Annotated in this window: 14 protein-coding genes, 2 tRNA genes and 1 rRNA gene; 11 read left to right on the forward strand and 6 right to left on the reverse strand. The window is 32.6% G+C overall.

What is annotated here, in order from left to right; translation table 11 throughout:
* The 5 genes from rrf to ASD98_RS22185 all read left to right on the forward strand — a co-directional run.
* Positions 1-108: ribosomal RNA gene (rrf, locus tag ASD98_RS22165) — 5S ribosomal RNA — on the forward strand; the annotation flags it as partial.
* A 70-nt stretch (positions 109-178) separates the two neighbouring features.
* A tRNA-Phe gene (locus tag ASD98_RS22170) sits at positions 179-251 on the forward strand.
* Positions 252-257: 6 nt separating this feature from the next.
* A tRNA-Leu gene (locus ASD98_RS22175) sits at positions 258-343 on the forward strand.
* 108 nt (positions 344-451) lie between these two features.
* Positions 452-904, forward strand: a complete 453-nt coding sequence (locus ASD98_RS22180; protein WP_056209007.1) for a DUF1569 domain-containing protein — start codon at positions 452-454, stop codon at positions 902-904.
* A 14-nt stretch (positions 905-918) separates the two neighbouring features.
* Positions 919-1,353 (forward strand): nuclear transport factor 2 family protein, encoded by a 435-nt coding sequence (locus tag ASD98_RS22185; protein WP_056209009.1) that lies wholly within the window; start codon positions 919-921, stop codon positions 1,351-1,353.
* Position 1,354: 1 nt separating this feature from the next.
* On the opposite strand, the gene nth is transcribed toward ASD98_RS22185, so the two are convergent.
* Entirely contained in the window at positions 1,355-2,005 is a 651-nt protein-coding gene (nth, locus tag ASD98_RS22190; RefSeq protein ID WP_056209012.1) for an endonuclease III, read from the reverse strand.
* Between the two features lie 46 nt (positions 2,006-2,051).
* A complete protein-coding gene (locus ASD98_RS22195) occupies positions 2,052-2,918 on the reverse strand; it encodes an alpha/beta hydrolase (protein ID WP_056209015.1) in 867 nt (288 codons plus the stop codon).
* A gap of 118 nt (positions 2,919-3,036) precedes the next feature.
* On the opposite strand from ASD98_RS22195, the gene ASD98_RS22200 reads away from it, so the two are divergent.
* The 6 genes from ASD98_RS22200 to ASD98_RS22225 all read left to right on the forward strand — a co-directional run bounded on the left by ASD98_RS22200 (position 3,037) and on the right by ASD98_RS22225 (position 12,658).
* A complete protein-coding gene (locus ASD98_RS22200) occupies positions 3,037-4,464 on the forward strand; it encodes a glycogen synthase (protein WP_056209815.1) in 1,428 nt (475 codons plus the stop codon).
* The gene (locus ASD98_RS22205; protein WP_056209817.1) at positions 4,454-5,734 is read left to right on the forward strand and encodes a glucose-1-phosphate adenylyltransferase; all 1,281 of its coding nucleotides are present in this window, start codon (positions 4,454-4,456) and stop codon (positions 5,732-5,734) included. Before ASD98_RS22200 ends, ASD98_RS22205 begins: the two co-directional genes overlap by 11 nt.
* Positions 5,735-5,786: 52 nt before the next feature.
* Positions 5,787-7,688 (forward strand): 1,4-alpha-glucan branching protein GlgB, encoded by a 1,902-nt coding sequence (gene glgB, locus ASD98_RS22210; protein ID WP_056209017.1) that lies wholly within the window; start codon positions 5,787-5,789, stop codon positions 7,686-7,688.
* A gap of 203 nt (positions 7,689-7,891) precedes the next feature.
* Complete coding sequence (locus ASD98_RS22215; RefSeq protein WP_056209020.1) at positions 7,892-10,291, forward strand: glycoside hydrolase family 31 protein; 2,400 nt, start codon at positions 7,892-7,894, stop codon at positions 10,289-10,291.
* A gap of 87 nt (positions 10,292-10,378) precedes the next feature.
* Entirely contained in the window at positions 10,379-11,191 is an 813-nt protein-coding gene (locus tag ASD98_RS22220) for a M48 family metallopeptidase (RefSeq protein ID WP_056209025.1), read from the forward strand.
* A 153-nt stretch (positions 11,192-11,344) separates the two neighbouring features.
* Entirely contained in the window at positions 11,345-12,658 is a 1,314-nt protein-coding gene (locus tag ASD98_RS22225; RefSeq protein WP_056209028.1) for an MFS transporter, read from the forward strand.
* A gap of 225 nt (positions 12,659-12,883) precedes the next feature.
* Here ASD98_RS22225 and ASD98_RS22230 read toward each other — a convergent pair whose 3' ends face one another.
* From ASD98_RS22230 to ASD98_RS22245, 4 genes are read right to left on the reverse strand one after another with little or no spacing between them, the layout of a single operon-like run.
* A complete protein-coding gene (locus ASD98_RS22230) occupies positions 12,884-13,606 on the reverse strand; it encodes a head GIN domain-containing protein (protein ID WP_056209030.1) in 723 nt (240 codons plus the stop codon).
* A 21-nt stretch (positions 13,607-13,627) separates the two neighbouring features.
* On the reverse strand, positions 13,628-14,686 hold the full coding sequence (locus ASD98_RS22235) for a hypothetical protein (RefSeq protein WP_056209033.1): 1,059 nt from the start codon (positions 14,684-14,686) through the stop codon (positions 13,628-13,630).
* Positions 14,670-15,206, reverse strand: coding sequence for a hypothetical protein (locus ASD98_RS22240; RefSeq protein ID WP_056209036.1), 537 nt, complete (start codon positions 15,204-15,206; stop codon positions 14,670-14,672). Before ASD98_RS22240 ends, ASD98_RS22235 begins: the two co-directional genes overlap by 17 nt.
* Complete coding sequence (locus ASD98_RS22245) at positions 15,203-15,757, reverse strand: RNA polymerase sigma factor (RefSeq protein WP_053474199.1); 555 nt, start codon at positions 15,755-15,757, stop codon at positions 15,203-15,205. The genes ASD98_RS22240 and ASD98_RS22245 overlap by 4 nt, the downstream gene beginning before the upstream one ends.
* Positions 15,758-15,781: the final 24 nt, after the last annotated feature.

The following is a 15,781-nucleotide window of genomic DNA, read 5'->3' on the forward strand; positions in this document are numbered from 1 at the left end:
AGGTGGTTATTGCGGCGGGGCTCACCTCTTCCCATCCCGAACAGAGTAGTTAAGCCCGCCTGCGCAGATGGTACTGCAGTATTGTGGGAGAGTATGTCGTCGCCTTTCTTTTAAAAACCCTGTTTCCAAGAAACGGGGTTTTTTATTCTAATTTTTGCTTATTAATTTAAGCAATTAAGGTACCTTAGCTCAGATGGTAGAGCAATGGACTGAAAATCCATGTGTCCCTGGTTCGATCCCTGGAGGTACCACATAATGCTCGGATGGTGAAATTGGTAGACACGCTGGACTTAAAATCCAGTGAACAGCAATGTTCGTGCGGGTTCAAGTCCCGCTCTGAGTACTAAAAACTTCAATTGGCTATGCTAATTGAAGTTTTTTTTTGTCACAAAAGTTATTTTAATAGTAAATTTTATACTTTTACTTTAATGTTTTACCTTATAATTAAACTATGCAAAATATTTTTCTTAGAGAAGACTGTGATCAATTTATAAACCGTATCAATCAGCTTGAAATAGACTCACAGCCACTTTGGGGCAAAATGTCAGTTGATCAGATGCTGGCTCATTGTAATGTAACTTATGAAATGGTTTATGATAATATTCATCCAAAGCCAAATGTTTTTATGAGATTAATTCTTAAACTATTAGCTAAAAAAGCAATAGTAAGCGAAAAACCATACGCAAGAAATATTCATACGGCTCCACAATTTATTATTGCCGGAGATCGTGATTTTGAACTTGAAAAAAGCAGATTGATCTCCTATATTCTAAAAACACAAGAATTAGGAGAAAGTGAATTTATGAGAAAAGAATCTCTTTCTTTGGGTAAATTAACTACTAAAGAATGGAATAATATGTTTGCTAAACATTTAGACCATCATTTATCTCAATTTGGTGTTTAATCTAAAATTATGATATGAGAATTTATTTTATTCTAATTTTTCTGCTTTTTGGATTATCATCCAATGCACAGAAACAGGAGGTTCAAAAAGCTATTGAAATATTCTTTGAAGGATTCCACCAAAAAGATTCTGTGAAAATAAAAACTGTTTGCGCGGATAAAATGATTTTGCAATCTATTAGTGAGAGTTCCGTAAAGGGAAACAAATTATCGAATGAAAGTGCGAATGAATTCTATAAATCTATTGGCATGATTCCGTCAAGTATGAAATTTCAGGAGAAAATTTTGAGTTATAACATTCAAATTGATGGTACAATGGCTCATGTTTGGGCACCTTATGAGTTTTATTTAAACGATAAATTGAGTCATACAGGTGTAAATACTTTTACATTGTTTAAAGAAAAAGATTCCTGGAAAATAATTTACCTAATTGATACCCGAAGAAAATAATTTAGTTTTTAAGAACTACAGTATTGTAATACAAACAGATATCGGTTAAAAGACATTCTTCACATTTAGGTTTTGGTCTGCAGATTTCCCGACCTAAAAAGGAAATTGCCATTCCAATTTCTGACCATATTTTTTTTGGTAAAACTTCCATCAAGTCTTTTTCTGCTTTATTTCCGTCTTTCGCTTCTTTTATTATACCAATTCTGGGTGCAACTCTTATAACGTGTAAATCGGCAATAATTCCTTCTGCTGGTTTATTGGTTTCTCTTAAAATGACATTCGCAGATTTTCTTCCAATACCTTTCAAAGCAGTCAATTCAGACATTGTTAAAGGAATATCCTTGTCATTTTGAATTGTTTTGGCAATTTCCAAAAGCCAATTAGATTTGGTCGCATGATTGCGAACTTTACTTATGTAAGGAATAAAAGTCTCGAAATCAGTTTTTGACAAACTTGTAAGAGTTGGAAATTTCTCAAACAAAGCCGGAGCAATTGAATTAATATTTGCATCAGAATCCTGAGCAGATAAAACAACCATAACCAAAAGCTGATAGGTATTTTGATAATCCAGAGGATGTTTTTTGCCTTTATATTTTTTTAAAATGGGTTTTAATTTAATTTCCCAATCAATTGTTTCACCAAATAAATCCATTTTTATTATTCTTTAGTATTTGATATTTAAATAGTTATATATAAAGTTAACTATTTTTAATGAAATCTAATGTTTTTTTAATAACAGTTTGATTTCCAAGTATTTTTCGGTGGCCTAATCCATCGGTTAACAATAATGATCCATTTTTAAGATTTTCATAAATATGAATTCCTGCTTTTACAGGTACTTCCGGATCATCATTATCATGAATTACCAATACAGGAATTTCGATTTTTTGTGCAGCTTTATAAGCCGAAAAATCATCCATTTTTAATTGATATTTATCTTCAAAAAACAGTCTTAAACGTTCGCTAAATTCCTTTTTCAGCTTTAATTTAAAAATAAACTCATCCAAAATATCTTGTACAATATCTCCGCTTCCAATTATTACAGCTTTATTTACTTGTAAACCATCTTTAATTGAATTTAATACAGACATTCCGCCCAATGAATGTCCAATTGCAAATTCAAAAAGGCCAAATTCTTTTTCAATTTCAAGAATAGAAGCAATAAATTCAGACATTAAGGTTGTTTTTCCTTCTGATTTTCCATGTGCAGGCGCATCAAAACTTACAGTAGAATAACCATTTTGCAAAAGTTCATCGGCTATTTTAAATAATTGGGTTCCTCTGCCTGACCAGCCATGAACAAGTAAAATTTTGCGTTCACTTTGACCATATTGATACGTTACAACATTTTTATTAATGGCAGAAACGTGAACAATTTTTTGAATGCTTTTGAGATCCATTTCAAATTCACGTTTGGGGACCTTATGTTTTATAGGCGTTGTAAACAGCCTCGCAGCAAATTTAGTTGCTAACTTAGTGGATACAAATACGCAAATTTTGGCAGATAGTATAATTATCTGTGGAATTTCTAATGATTTAGTAGGATTAATTGCCTTTTTTGTCATTTCAATAAAACTGATTTAGAAGCAGTATTTTGCCTATTTTTTTGCTAAATTTAAAAAAAGATAAAAATAGCATATTAATGATTGTTTCTTGAAAAATAACCACAAATTAATTTCTGAAATGGAGATATTTCATATTAGTGCAGAATGTTATCCGATGGCAAAAGTCGGCGGTTTGGCTGATGTAGTTGGTGCTTTACCAAAGTACCAGAAGAATGCAGAACATGACGTAAGAGTTGTTGTTCCGGCTTATGATACAAAATTTAAAAATGAAAATAAATTTGACTGTGTGCATTGGGGAACAGTTAAATTAGGAAACTTCAATTTTCCTTTTAGCGTTTTAAAAGAAAGTACAGATAAATTAGGCTATGAATTGTATTTAGTTGAAATTAATGAATTATTTAATCGTCCGAACGTATATGGTTACGAAGACGATATTGAACGTTTCTTATCTTTTCAAATTGCAGTTTTAGATTGGATTGTCGCTCGAAATAAAATTCCGGATATAATTAACTGTCACGATCATCATACTGGATTAATTTCATTTCTACTTCAGTTTGCTTATAAATACGAAACACTAAAAGACGTTAAAACTGTTATAACAATTCATAATGGTTTATATCAGGGCTGGTTTGGTTTTGATAAATTATATTATCTGCCAGAATTTGATTTAAAACATGCTGGATTTTTAGAATGGAATAATTCAATTAACTCATTGGCAGTTGGAGTAAAATGTGCTAATGCTGTTACTACAGTTTCTCCAAGTTATTTAAATGAAATCAATTATAGTGCAAATGGATTAGAATCTTTGTTTAAATCCGTTAGAAATAAATCTAAAGGAATTTTAAATGGAATTGACATTGAAGTCTGGAATCCATTAAAAGATCAAATGATTGCAGAAAATTATTCGATAGAAAACTTTGAAATTGGAAAACAGAAAAATAAAGAAAAATTGTGCGATCAATTTGACTTAGATCCATCAAAGCCGCTGTTTAGTTTTATAGGACGTTTGTTTGAAGAAAAAGGCGGTGATTTATTGCCTCAGGCTTCTGCACTTGCGTTATCTGAACATTTTGAAGAGATCAATATTTTAATTTTAGGTTCAGGAAACGCTGAAATTGAATCACAATTAACGCAACTACGTAATGATTATAAAGGGAATTACAATGTTTTTATTGGTTATAATGAAGAATTAGCACATTTAATTTACGCAGGTTCAGATTATATTTTAATGCCTTCAAGAGTAGAACCGTGTGGTTTAAACCAAATGTATGCCATGCGTTATGGAACAATTCCAATTGTTAGAAGAACGGGAGGGTTGCGTGATACTGTTATTGATTTTGGTGATGACGGAAACGGAATTTGTCATGATCAGGCTTCGGTTGGAGATATTTGTTATTCCATAAATCGTGCGGTTAAATTGTACGATGACAAAATAAATTTTAATACAGTTTTAAGAAGAGGAATGGCTGCAGACCATTCCTGGGAAAGTGTTTGCCAAGAATATATCGAGATATACAACCTAATAATTGAGAAAAATGAAATTTAAAAAGAAAAATGTAGTTGCTATTATTTTAGGAGGAGGACAGGGATCACGTTTGTTTCCATTAACAGAAACGAGATCAAAACCGGCAGTTCCAATTGGAGGAAAATATCGTTTGGTTGATATTCCAATTTCTAATTGTATCAATTCTGATATTTTTAAAATATTTGTTTTGACACAGTTTAACTCCGCATCTTTAAATGCGCATATTAAAAACACTTTCAATTTTAGTATTTTCAGTCAGTCATTTGTTGATATTCTGGCAGCAGAACAAACTCCTGATAATCCAACTTGGTTTCAGGGAACGGCAGATGCTGTAAGACAATGTATGTCGCATTTTTTGAAACACGATTTTGATCACGCTTTAATCCTTTCGGGTGATCAATTGTATCAAATGGATTTTAACGAAATGCTCGAAGCGCATATTGCTGCTGACGCCGAAATCTCGATTGCGACTCTGCCTGTAAATGCTAAAGATGCCCCAGAATTCGGAATTCTTAAAACCGATCATGAAAATAATATTCATGCTTTTATAGAAAAACCAAACGCTTCATTATTACCCGAATGGGAATCTGAAGTGAGTGAACATATGCAGGAAAAAGGTAAAAAGTATCTTGCTTCAATGGGAATTTATATTTTTAACAAACCATTGTTAGAAGAATTAATGGCGAATCAGGAAACAAAAGATTTCGGGAAAGAGATTATTCCGCAAGCCGTTGGAAAACATAAAATTCTAAGTTATCAATATGAAGGATATTGGACAGATATTGGAAATATTGAATCCTTTTTTGAAGCTAACATTGGCTTAACGGCTGATATTCCTGAGTTTAATTTATTTGATAACGAAAACAAAATCTTTACAAGACCAAGATTATTACCGCCATCAAAATTTAGAAATTCAATTATTAATCAATCTTTAATCTCTGAAGGCTGTATCATAAATGCTAAAGAAATTAAAAGTTCTGTGATTGGTATTCGTTCGCGAGTTGGTGCGGGAACGGTATTGGAAAATTGTTATGTTATGGGCAACGATTTTTATCAGGATCTTGATGAAATGAACTATGAAAGCAGTATCAATAAAATTCATGTTGGTATTGGTGAAAATTGTTTTATCAAAAATGCCTTGGTTGATAAAAATGTTCGAATTGGAAATAATGTTCATATTAATGGTGGAAAACATCTAGACAATTTTACCAATGAATTATACAGTATAAAAGACGGAATTGTTGTGATTAAAAAAGGAGTTACATTGTCGGATAACTTTAGAATAGAATAATTTTCAATTTCAATATTAATTTCAATATCAATTTTTGCCTTAAAAACCAAATATGACTAAAGTAATCACACATTCTCTATTTACTGATTTTGATATAGATTTATTCAAGGCCGGAAAACACTTCAAATTATATGAAAAATTAGGAGCGCATTTAATTGAAGTTAATGGAGTTAAAGGTGTTTATTTTGCCGTTTGGGCACCTACAGCAAATTCTGTTTCTGTTGTAGGCGATTTTAATTACTGGACACAGGGAGAACATCTTTTAAATGTTCGCTGGGATTCTTCGGGAATTTGGGAAGGTTTTATTCCTGATGTTTCAAAAGGAGCACTTTATAAATATAAAATCCAATCGAATATTGACGGAATTGTAACCGAAAAAGCAGATCCATTTGCATTATACTGTGAAAAACCACCGCATACAGCATCTGTTGTCTGGGATTTAGATTATAAATGGAAAGACGAAAACTGGATGCAAAATCGTCATCAGTATAATGCTTTGGATAAACCCTATTCTGTTTATGAAGTACATTTGGGTTCTTGGAAACGAGCAGAACATAATCGATTTTTGAGTTATTTGGAACTGGCTGATGATTTGGTTAAATATGTAAAAGAAACAGGTTTTACACATGTAGAATTTATGCCCATAATGGAATATCCTTATGATCCTTCATGGGGTTATCAATTAACGGGATATTTTGCACCAACTTCACGTTTTGGAAAGCCACAGGATTTTATGGTTTTAGTAGACAGATTACATCAGGAAGGAATTGGTGTAATTTTAGATTGGGTCCCGTCACATTTTCCTGATGATGCACATGGTTTAGGCTATTTTGATGGTTCACACTTATACGAACATCCAGATCGTCGAAAAGGATATCATCCGGACTGGAAAAGTTTGGTTTTTAATTATGGCAGAAATGAAGTGCGTGCTTTTTTAATTAGCAATGCTGTTTTTTGGCTTCAAAATTATCATGTTGACGGATTAAGGGTTGATGCCGTAGCTTCGATGTTATATCTTGATTATTCGAGAAAAGAAGGCGAGTGGGAAGCCAATATCTTTGGTGGAAGAGAAAATCTGGACAGCATAAGTTTTCTTAAAGAATTTAATGAAGTTATCTATGCTAATTTTGATGGAGTTCAAACTATTGCGGAAGAAAGTACTTCATTTCCGATGGTTTCAAGACCAACCTTTACCGGGGGGTTAGGCTTCGGAATGAAATGGATGATGGGCTGGATGCACGATACTTTAGAATATTTTCAAAAAGAGACAGTTTATCGAAAATACCATCAAAATGATTTAACTTTTTCGATGACGTATGCTTTTACCGAAAATTTCATGCTTCCGTTTTCTCATGATGAAGTAGTGTATGGTAAAAAGTCTCTTATTTATAAAATGCCTGGCGACGAATGGCAGCAATTTGCCAATTTGAGATTATTATACGGTTATATGTTTACACATCCCGGAACAAAATTATTGTTTATGGGAGCCGAATTTGGTCAAACTAATGAGTGGAATTTTGAGCAAAGTTTAGACTGGCATTTATTACAGTATGATTTTCATTCGGGAATAAAGAGATTAATTACAGACTTAAACCAGTTATACAAATCTCGTCCTGCATTGTACGAAAAACAATTTACAGGAGATGGTTTTGAATGGATTAATTATTCAGATCATCAAAATGCGGTATTATCTTATATCCGAAAAGGAAATAATGCAGATGAAAATGTAATTGTAGTTTGCAATTTCACACAAGTGGTACGAGAAAATTATAGAATTGGAATTCCGAAGAAAGGCCAGTTAGAAGAGATTTTTAATAGCGATGCTTTGGTTTATGGCGGCGGTGGTGTTGGAAACGGAAAATTAAAAATTGAATCAACGCCTTATGATGGAAGAGATTTTTCTATTGAATTAATTTTACCGCCTTTAAGCGTAACCGTTTATTCTTTCGTTTAAATAAAATCTGACAAATATTTTCAGCGGTATTGTTTTGTCATTTTATCGTTTTTAAATTATCGAATTGTTGATTTTTTGATCTCTAATTTGATACTCAGTCAGAAAAAACGTTTTCGTGAATAAACCTTTTATTCATAGCCCTTTACTAACTTTTTTTGTATGTTTGAAATAGAGATTATTGTTATAATTAATTCATTCGCGATATGATTACAAACACATCATTAGAATACAAAGGCGATTTATATCCATCAAAGATTGTTTCGTACGAGCATGAAGGAGATTCTATTTTTTTTAATACAGATAATAAAGTAATCTTAAAAGTCACTATTCTTAGAGATAGTTTAATTCGATTTCGCTTTACTACAAAAGGATATTTCAGCAATGACTTTTCGTATGCAATTGACAAAAGTCAGCTTCACGGATATAATTTTTTGGAACTTACTGAAGAAGAAACCTATTTCCAGATAAGAACCAGCAAAGTAAAATGTAAAATTCAAAAAGCAGATCTTCGTGTTTGGATTTACGATTTAAATGATTTCTTGATTCTTGAAGATGAGCTTGGTTTTCATTGGGAAGAAAGTTACGAATATGGCGGCAATATTGTAAAAATGAGTAAATCTTCTAAAGACGGTGAATGCTTTTACGGTTTAGGAGATAAGGCGACTCAAATGAATTTAAAAGGTAAAAGAGTCGAGAATTTTGCAACAGATCAATACGCATATCAAAAAGAACAAGATCCTCTATATAAAGTAGTTCCGTTTTATATAGGTTTACATAACAAACAATCTTACGGTATTTTCTTTGATAATACCTTTAGAACTTTCTTTGATTTTTGTCAGGAAAGAAGAAATGTAACAAGTTACTGGGCAGAAGGAGGGGAAATGAATTATTATTTTATTTACGGTCCTCAAATGCAGGATGTTGTAACTACTTATACTGATTTGACTGGAAAACCGGAATTGCCGCCGCTTTGGGTTTTAGGATATCACCAATGTAAATGGAGTTATTATCCTGAAAGTAAAGTAAAAGAAATCACTTCAAAATTTAGAGAACTTAAAATCCCGTGCGACGCCATTTATCTGGATATTGATTATATGGAAGGATTTCGATGTTTTACATGGAATAAAAACTATTTTCCAGACCCGAAAAGAATGGTTGCCGAATTAGCCGAAGATGGTTTTAAAACAGTTGTAATCATCGATCCGGGAATAAAAATTGATAAAGATTATTGGGTTTATAAAGAAGCTTTAGAAAAAGATTATTTCTGCAAAAGAGCTGATGGACCTTATATGAAAGGAAAAGTCTGGCCGGGAGAATGTAATTTTCCAGATTACACAAACCCTGCAGTTAGAGAATGGTGGGCAGGATTATTTAAAGAATTAATTTCAGAGATAGGCGTAAAAGGCGTTTGGAACGATATGAATGAACCTGCCGTAATGGAAGTTCCAAATAAAACTTTTCCAATGGATGTTCGTCACTTTTACGACGGAAATCCGTGCAGCCATAGAAAAGCGCATAATATTTATGGAACGCAAATGGCAAGGGCAACATATCATGGAGTAAAAAGATTCGCTTATCCAAAACGACCTTTTGTTATTACAAGATCTGCCTATTCTGGAGCGCAGCGCTATACATCGTCCTGGACAGGAGATAACGTGGCAACTTGGGAACATTTATGGATTGCGAATATTCAGGTACAGAGAATGTCAATTTCTGGAATGGGATTCACGGGTTCTGATATCGGAGGATTTGCGGAACAGCCAACGGGAGAATTATACGCACGCTGGATTCAGCTGGGGGTTTTTCATCCGTTTTGCAGAACGCATTCTTCCGGAGATCACGGAAATCAGGAACCTTGGGCATTTGACGAAGAAGTAATTAATATTACCAGAAAATTTGTCAGTCTGCGTTATCAATTATTACCTTATTTGTATACCATGTTTTGGCAGTATATAGAAGAAGGACTTCCGATGTTGAAACCTTTAGTTTATTACGATCAGGAAGATACGCAAACGCATTATCGTAATGACGAATTCATCTTTGGAAATCAAGTTTTAGTGTGTCCAATTCTTGAACCTAACGCTGTAGGCAGACGTATGTATATTCCAAGAGGTGAGTGGTATAACTACTGGACAAATGATTTGTTTATTGGCGGGAAAGAAATTTGGGTGGATACTAAATTTGATGAAATTCCGGTTTTTGTAAAAGCGGGTGCTATTATTCCAAAATACCCAGTTCAGCAATATGTTGGAGAATTGGAGTTTGATGAATTAACGCTTGATGTTTACTTTAAAAATGGAAAAGAAAAATCAGTAGTTTATGAAGATGCACAAGACGGTTACGATTATAAAAAAGGCCGTTACAGCTTTTTATCATTTAGAACTATCGGGAAAGAAAAAGAACTCATAATTCAGCTTCATAAAGAAGGAAAATATGACACACCTTACAGTAAGTATAAAATTAATTTAATTGGACTGCCTTTTAAAGTAACGGAGATTGAAATCGACAACGAAAAAATCGAATTTGATAGAATTAGCTTTGAATTAAACAATTTCTTACTTGTTGATAAAGAGTTTAATGAGCTTCATATTATAGGCGAATAAGTAAAATTCTGATAGTGTTTGAAGTAATTATGTAAGATTTTAAGTAATTTTAATTGTATTTTTGTGTGTGTTTAAATCTTTAAAATCATGAAAAAACATTTAATTTCAGGCCTATTTGCAGTTGTTTTAGTATGCAGCTGTGCTACGAATCCTATAACTGGAAAGCAAAATTTAAATTTTGTTTCAAACAGTGAATTATTTCCATCTTCTTTTCAGCAATATAACCAGTTTTTAACTGAAAATAAAGTAATAACCGGAACAGCAGATGCGAAACGCGTTGAAACTGTTGGATTTAAAATTAAAGCTGCAGCCGAAAAATATTTAGCATATTTAGGACAATCACAATATCTGAAAGATTATCGCTGGGAATACAAACTTGTTGATAATAAAGAAGTTAATGCTTGGTGTTTGCCTGGAGGAAAAATAGTAGTTTATTCAGGGATTTTACCAGTAACACAAAACGAATCTGGTTTGGCAACCGTAATGGGGCATGAAGTTTCGCACGCATTAGCTAATCACGGAGCACAAAGAATGTCGGCTGCGCAATTGCAGCAAATTGGCGGAGCGGCTTTGGGAGCAGCGACAAGCGGAAAATCTGAAGCAACACAGCAAATTTTTGCACAGGCTTACGGAATTGGATCAGAAGTAGGAGTAATGCTGCCATTTAGCAGAAGCAACGAAAGCGAAGCAGATAAAATAGGATTAACCCTAATGGCTATTGCAGGTTATAATCCAGATGATGCTGTTGCATTCTGGACCAGAATGTCGGCTAAATCAGGAGGTTCGGGAACGCCGGAGTTTATGAGTACCCACCCATCTGATGCCACAAGAATTGCAAATATAAAAGCATTAATTCCTGAAGCTAAAGCAATTGCACTTAAAGTAGGTACTATCAAATAAAAAATATTTTTATAAAGTATTAAAAGCTATTCTTTGAGTAGCTTTTTTTATGCTTTAAATTGTTTATAATTTAATAATGCATGAATTAGATAATTTATATTTGATTATCATAAAAATTGGATAAATTCGTAGCGCATTAACAAAACCATTTCTATGAAAAACCTACAAAAAGGAGACAAGAAATTATTAAATGCCTGGGCATTTTATGATTGGGCAAATTCAGTTTATACACTTACAATTGCATCAGCAGTATTTCCAATTTTTTATGAGGCTTTATTTGCAAAACGTGATCACTATATTGACGTTTTTGGACTTCATTTAAAAAATTCTGCATTAATTAGTTTTATTACAGCAGCGGCCTTTTTAGTAGTTTCATTTATTTCACCATTATTATCAGGAATTGCCGATTATGTGGGGAACAAAAAATCTTTCATGAAATTTTTCTGTTATTTGGGAGCTTTGTCATGTATGGGGTTATATTGGTTTGAATTAACTGATATTTATGTTGGATTGACCTTTTATTTTCTTGGATTGTTAGGATATTGGGGAAGTTTGGTTTTCTATAATTCTTATCTTCCTGATATCGCTTTTGAAGAGCAGCAAGACAGGATTAGTGCAAAAGGATATTCTTTGGGATATATAGGCAGTGTTATTTTATTAATCATCAATTTAGCGATGATAATGAAACCTGAATGGTTCCGAATTACAGGTCCAGAACCAGCAATGAAAGCTATGCGTTATTCTTTTATAATGGTGGGAGTTTGGTGGATTTTATTTAGCCAATACACTTATTACTATTTGCCAAAAGGAAGAAAAGAAAAGGGTGAAAAACTAACAAAATCTGTTGTTTTTAATGGTTTCAAAGAATTGAAAAAGGTTTGGGCATTATTGAATGAAAATGTTCCTTTGCGACGATACTTAGGCGGTTTTTTTGTTTCAAGTATGGCTGTACAAACTGTAATGCTGGTTGCAACTTATTTTGGAGCACAGGAAATTCAATGGTCTTCAAAAGAAGAAAGTACTATTGGTTTGATTATCTGTATTTTAATAATTCAGCTGGTAGCCGTCGTTGGAGCAGTTTTAACTTCAAGAGCTTCAGCAAAATTCGGAAATATTCCAACGTTGATTTTCATAAATGCAATTTGGGCAGTTTTCTGTGCGTTGGCTTATTTCATCACATTGCCAATGCATTTTTATGTTATGGCTACAGTTGCGGGATTTGTAATGGGCGGAATTCAGGCTTTATCACGTTCAACTTATTCAAAATTATTACCTGAAACAGAAGATACAGCTTCATTTTTTAGTTTTTACGATGTTGCGGAAAAAATAGGAATTGTAATAGGGATGTGTGTTTACGGAATTATCGATCAAATAACGGGAAGTCCGCGTGCGGCAATTGTTATTTTGGCAGTTTTCTTTATTACGTCTATTTTTCTATTAAGAAGAGTACCAAAAAAGGCACTTTAAAAAAGTGCCTTAATGATATATTAAAGCCAGACATTGATTTTTGAAATCATTTGTCTGGCATTTTTATTTTTAGGATTTACACTTAAAGCTTTAAGCTTTAAGATTGTACTTTGACAAATTATAATTGAAGAGTAGAAATAAAAGCTCAATAATAAACAAAAAGTCGCTGTTCTGTTATTTGATAGATGATAAAAGTAAATTTATTATTGAGCTTTTATGTAAAAATTAGGCTTTAGTAATGTTTCCTGACCCGGAAACTTTTACATCACGTTTTTCAGGATTTCCTGCGTATTTAATATTTCCAGAACCTGAAACTCTTGCTGTTAATTTGTCATTACAGGTAACTTTACTATTTCCTGAACCCGAAACATTTACATCTACATTTTTAGATTTTAAACTTCCGGCATCAATATCTCCTGAACCTGAAAGTTTTGTTGTAAAGTTGTCAGCAATTCCTTTTAAATTTACATTTCCTGAACCGCTCAAATTAAGTTCGAATTCATTGGAATCAATAGCTAAATTAAAGTTTCCTGAACCTGATAGTTTAGCAAGAAGTTTGTCACTTTTAATGACATCTTTAGATTGAATATTTCCTGATCCAGATAAGGCTATATTAGAGATTTTGTCAAACGGAACTGTGATTTCGATACTTTTACCGCTGCTTGGTCGAATGTTTTTGAATGATTCAATATAAATTTTTAAGGTATTGTCTTCCACTTCAACTTTAATTGATGATAATAAGTTTTCTTCTCCTTTGATAGAAATTTTTCCTTCTTTTCCGGCAACAAGATTTACATCAAAAAAGCCCGAAATTTTAATACCATCATAATCTCCTGTAGTTCTCGTTTCAGTAACAACTTTACCGTTTCCTTTAATTTTATTTTGAGCGTTTGTATTAAAGCTTAAGAGAAATACTGCGCAAGCTAATAATAGAATTGATTTTTTCATAGTCTTGATTTTGTTAGATTATTAATTTTTTAATACTGACACACTGCCGTAATTTGTATTGATGTTGATTTTATTTTGTCCTTTTTTCTTATAAAAGCCGCTTATTCTTTTCGTATTGCTTTTGTTTTCAGAAACCGAAATATCTAAAGCATTGTCAGGTTTAATATTGCTGTATCGGCCCGATATATCAAAATCAAAGGCATAGTTGGGGTCAAACCCAAGTGATACATCTGTATATCCTGAATTTATGCTGATATTTCCAGCTTTTTCACTAATGGTTTTAACACTGATTTTGCTGTAATTGGTATCGAAATTAAAACTGCTTGAAATTTCTCCAATTGAAATGGTTAAATAATTTCCAGAACCTGACAATGAATTGATCTTTTGGAATTTAAAAGTCCCGTAATTACAGCTGTATTTAATATTCTGACCATCATTTAATGTCACATCGGTATAATTGGCATCAAGGTTAAGATTTCCCGAATCAGTAATTTTTAAACCCGAATATCTGGCATCAATATTTCCGTTTTTAATATACTCAATACTTGAATTTTGACAATATGCAATTTCAATTCGGTTACTTGAACCGTTTAATCTACCCAGTGTTGTTTTTCCGTATTTACAGCTAATATCAGTTGTCGATTCTAAATTCAGCGTTGAAATATTTCCATATTTATTAACCAGTTTTACAGAGCCATTTTTAGGAATTTTGATGATGTAATTAATCTCAAAACTATTGTTGCTTCCTCTGCTTTTAAATGCCGAGTTTCCAATATTAGTTACTGCAGTTACTAAGCTTTTTAGCGCTGTAATTTCAACGTCTATACTGTTTAATCTTTCGTTTACCCAGCTTTCGTTTGCCCCATTAACTTTAATGGTAATGTCAAGGTCAATTTTATCTTCATCCCAGGTAGATACCGAGATGTTTCCGTATTTGTTATCAATATCAATTCCTGCATTAGAGTTGACGATATAGGTTTTTTTAATACTTTTTTGTTTGGTAACAAAAGTATCATCATTTGAAAATCCTAAAAAAGGAATCAAAAGAAACAGGATTAGTAAATTATAATGTTTTTTCATTAGATGTGTTTTTTAAATTTTCGTTTTCTTCAATTCGCTGCAAAACCGTCTGCAAAAAAGAAATTCTCGTTTGCAGGTTGCTTATCATAGCGTAAATAATTTGTTTGTTTTCTCCGTTTTTCTGAACCTCTTTAATGATTTTTTCATAATCGGCATCAAACACTTTCATTTGTTTTAATGCATCATTTATAATTTGTTCATTTTCCGGTGAATTTTTTTCTTTTAATTTAACTAGCTCATTCTCGATCAAAATATTAAAGATAGAATCGGTGCGTTTGGTTTCCTGCGATGCAAATTTGAGTTCTTTTGGTTTTTCATTATTATTGTAAAATAGTGATATACCCAAAAGCACAGCAATTGATGCAGCAATGGCCCAGCCGGCATAATTCTTTTTTCGCGGCTTTTTGTTATTCAATTTGTCTAAAAAATCAATTTGATGATCCGGATTCATTTCATGAATATCCCATTGATTTTCAAACTTGCTGAATAATTGATCTAAATCGTCATTTTCCTTTTTCATATCTCCTCTAATTTTTTTCGTAAACTTTCTTTGGCGCGGCTTAAAGTGGTTCTGCAGTTGGCGTAACTAATATTCAGGATTTCGCAGATTTCTTCCTGATCGTAACCTTCAATATAAAAGAGCGTCAAAACCATTCTGTAATTGTCTTTCAGGCCCGAAATGGTATCTAAAACCTGTTTCACTTTTAGTGAATTCAGATCAATACTTTCAGACAATATAGAATCGTTTTCTTCTATTTTAAAAAGCGTTTTGTTCAGGTCTTCCATCTGGAAAGCATTATTTTTCTTGTAAAAATCAATACTATAATTAATAATGATCTTTTTAAGCCACGCACCAAACGCAACTTCCTGCTTATAATCGTTAATTTTTGTAAAAGCCTTCAAAAAACCTTCCTGCATGACGTCTTGTGCAAAATGCTCGTCTTTTACAATTCTGTAAGCCACGTTGTACATAGCTTTACAATAACGATTGTAAACTTCGAATTGGGCCTTTTGATTATTGTTTTTACAAAGTGCGATTAATTCTTCGATATTTTGATTTGTTATACTCAAGTAATGGTTGCTAGTTTTTTATAA

Origin of the sequence: Flavobacterium sp. Root186, from assembly GCF_001428525.1 — a bacterium.
GTDB lineage: Bacteria > Bacteroidota > Bacteroidia > Flavobacteriales > Flavobacteriaceae > Flavobacterium.

Excerpts from the sequence above, each read along its gene's own strand:
- ASD98_RS22180 (WP_056209007.1), top strand. The coding sequence starts at position 452 with ATGCAAAATATTTTTCTTAGAGAAGACTGTGATCAATTTATAAACCGT.
- ASD98_RS22185 (WP_056209009.1), top strand. The coding sequence starts at position 919 with ATGAGAATTTATTTTATTCTAATTTTTCTGCTTTTTGGATTATCATCC.
- nth (WP_056209012.1), bottom strand. The coding sequence starts at position 2,005 with ATGGATTTATTTGGTGAAACAATTGATTGGGAAATTAAATTAAAACCC.
- ASD98_RS22195 (WP_056209015.1), bottom strand. The coding sequence starts at position 2,918 with ATGACAAAAAAGGCAATTAATCCTACTAAATCATTAGAAATTCCACAG.
- ASD98_RS22200 (WP_056209815.1), top strand. The coding sequence starts at position 3,037 with ATGGAGATATTTCATATTAGTGCAGAATGTTATCCGATGGCAAAAGTC.
- ASD98_RS22205 (WP_056209817.1), top strand. The coding sequence starts at position 4,454 with ATGAAATTTAAAAAGAAAAATGTAGTTGCTATTATTTTAGGAGGAGGA.
- glgB (WP_056209017.1), top strand. The coding sequence starts at position 5,787 with ATGACTAAAGTAATCACACATTCTCTATTTACTGATTTTGATATAGAT.
- ASD98_RS22215 (WP_056209020.1), top strand. The coding sequence starts at position 7,892 with ATGATTACAAACACATCATTAGAATACAAAGGCGATTTATATCCATCA.
- ASD98_RS22220 (WP_056209025.1), top strand. The coding sequence starts at position 10,379 with ATGAAAAAACATTTAATTTCAGGCCTATTTGCAGTTGTTTTAGTATGC.
- ASD98_RS22225 (WP_056209028.1), top strand. The coding sequence starts at position 11,345 with ATGAAAAACCTACAAAAAGGAGACAAGAAATTATTAAATGCCTGGGCA.
- ASD98_RS22230 (WP_056209030.1), bottom strand. The coding sequence starts at position 13,606 with ATGAAAAAATCAATTCTATTATTAGCTTGCGCAGTATTTCTCTTAAGC.
- ASD98_RS22235 (WP_056209033.1), bottom strand. The coding sequence starts at position 14,686 with ATGAAAAAACATTATAATTTACTAATCCTGTTTCTTTTGATTCCTTTT.
- ASD98_RS22240 (WP_056209036.1), bottom strand. The coding sequence starts at position 15,206 with ATGAAAAAGGAAAATGACGATTTAGATCAATTATTCAGCAAGTTTGAA.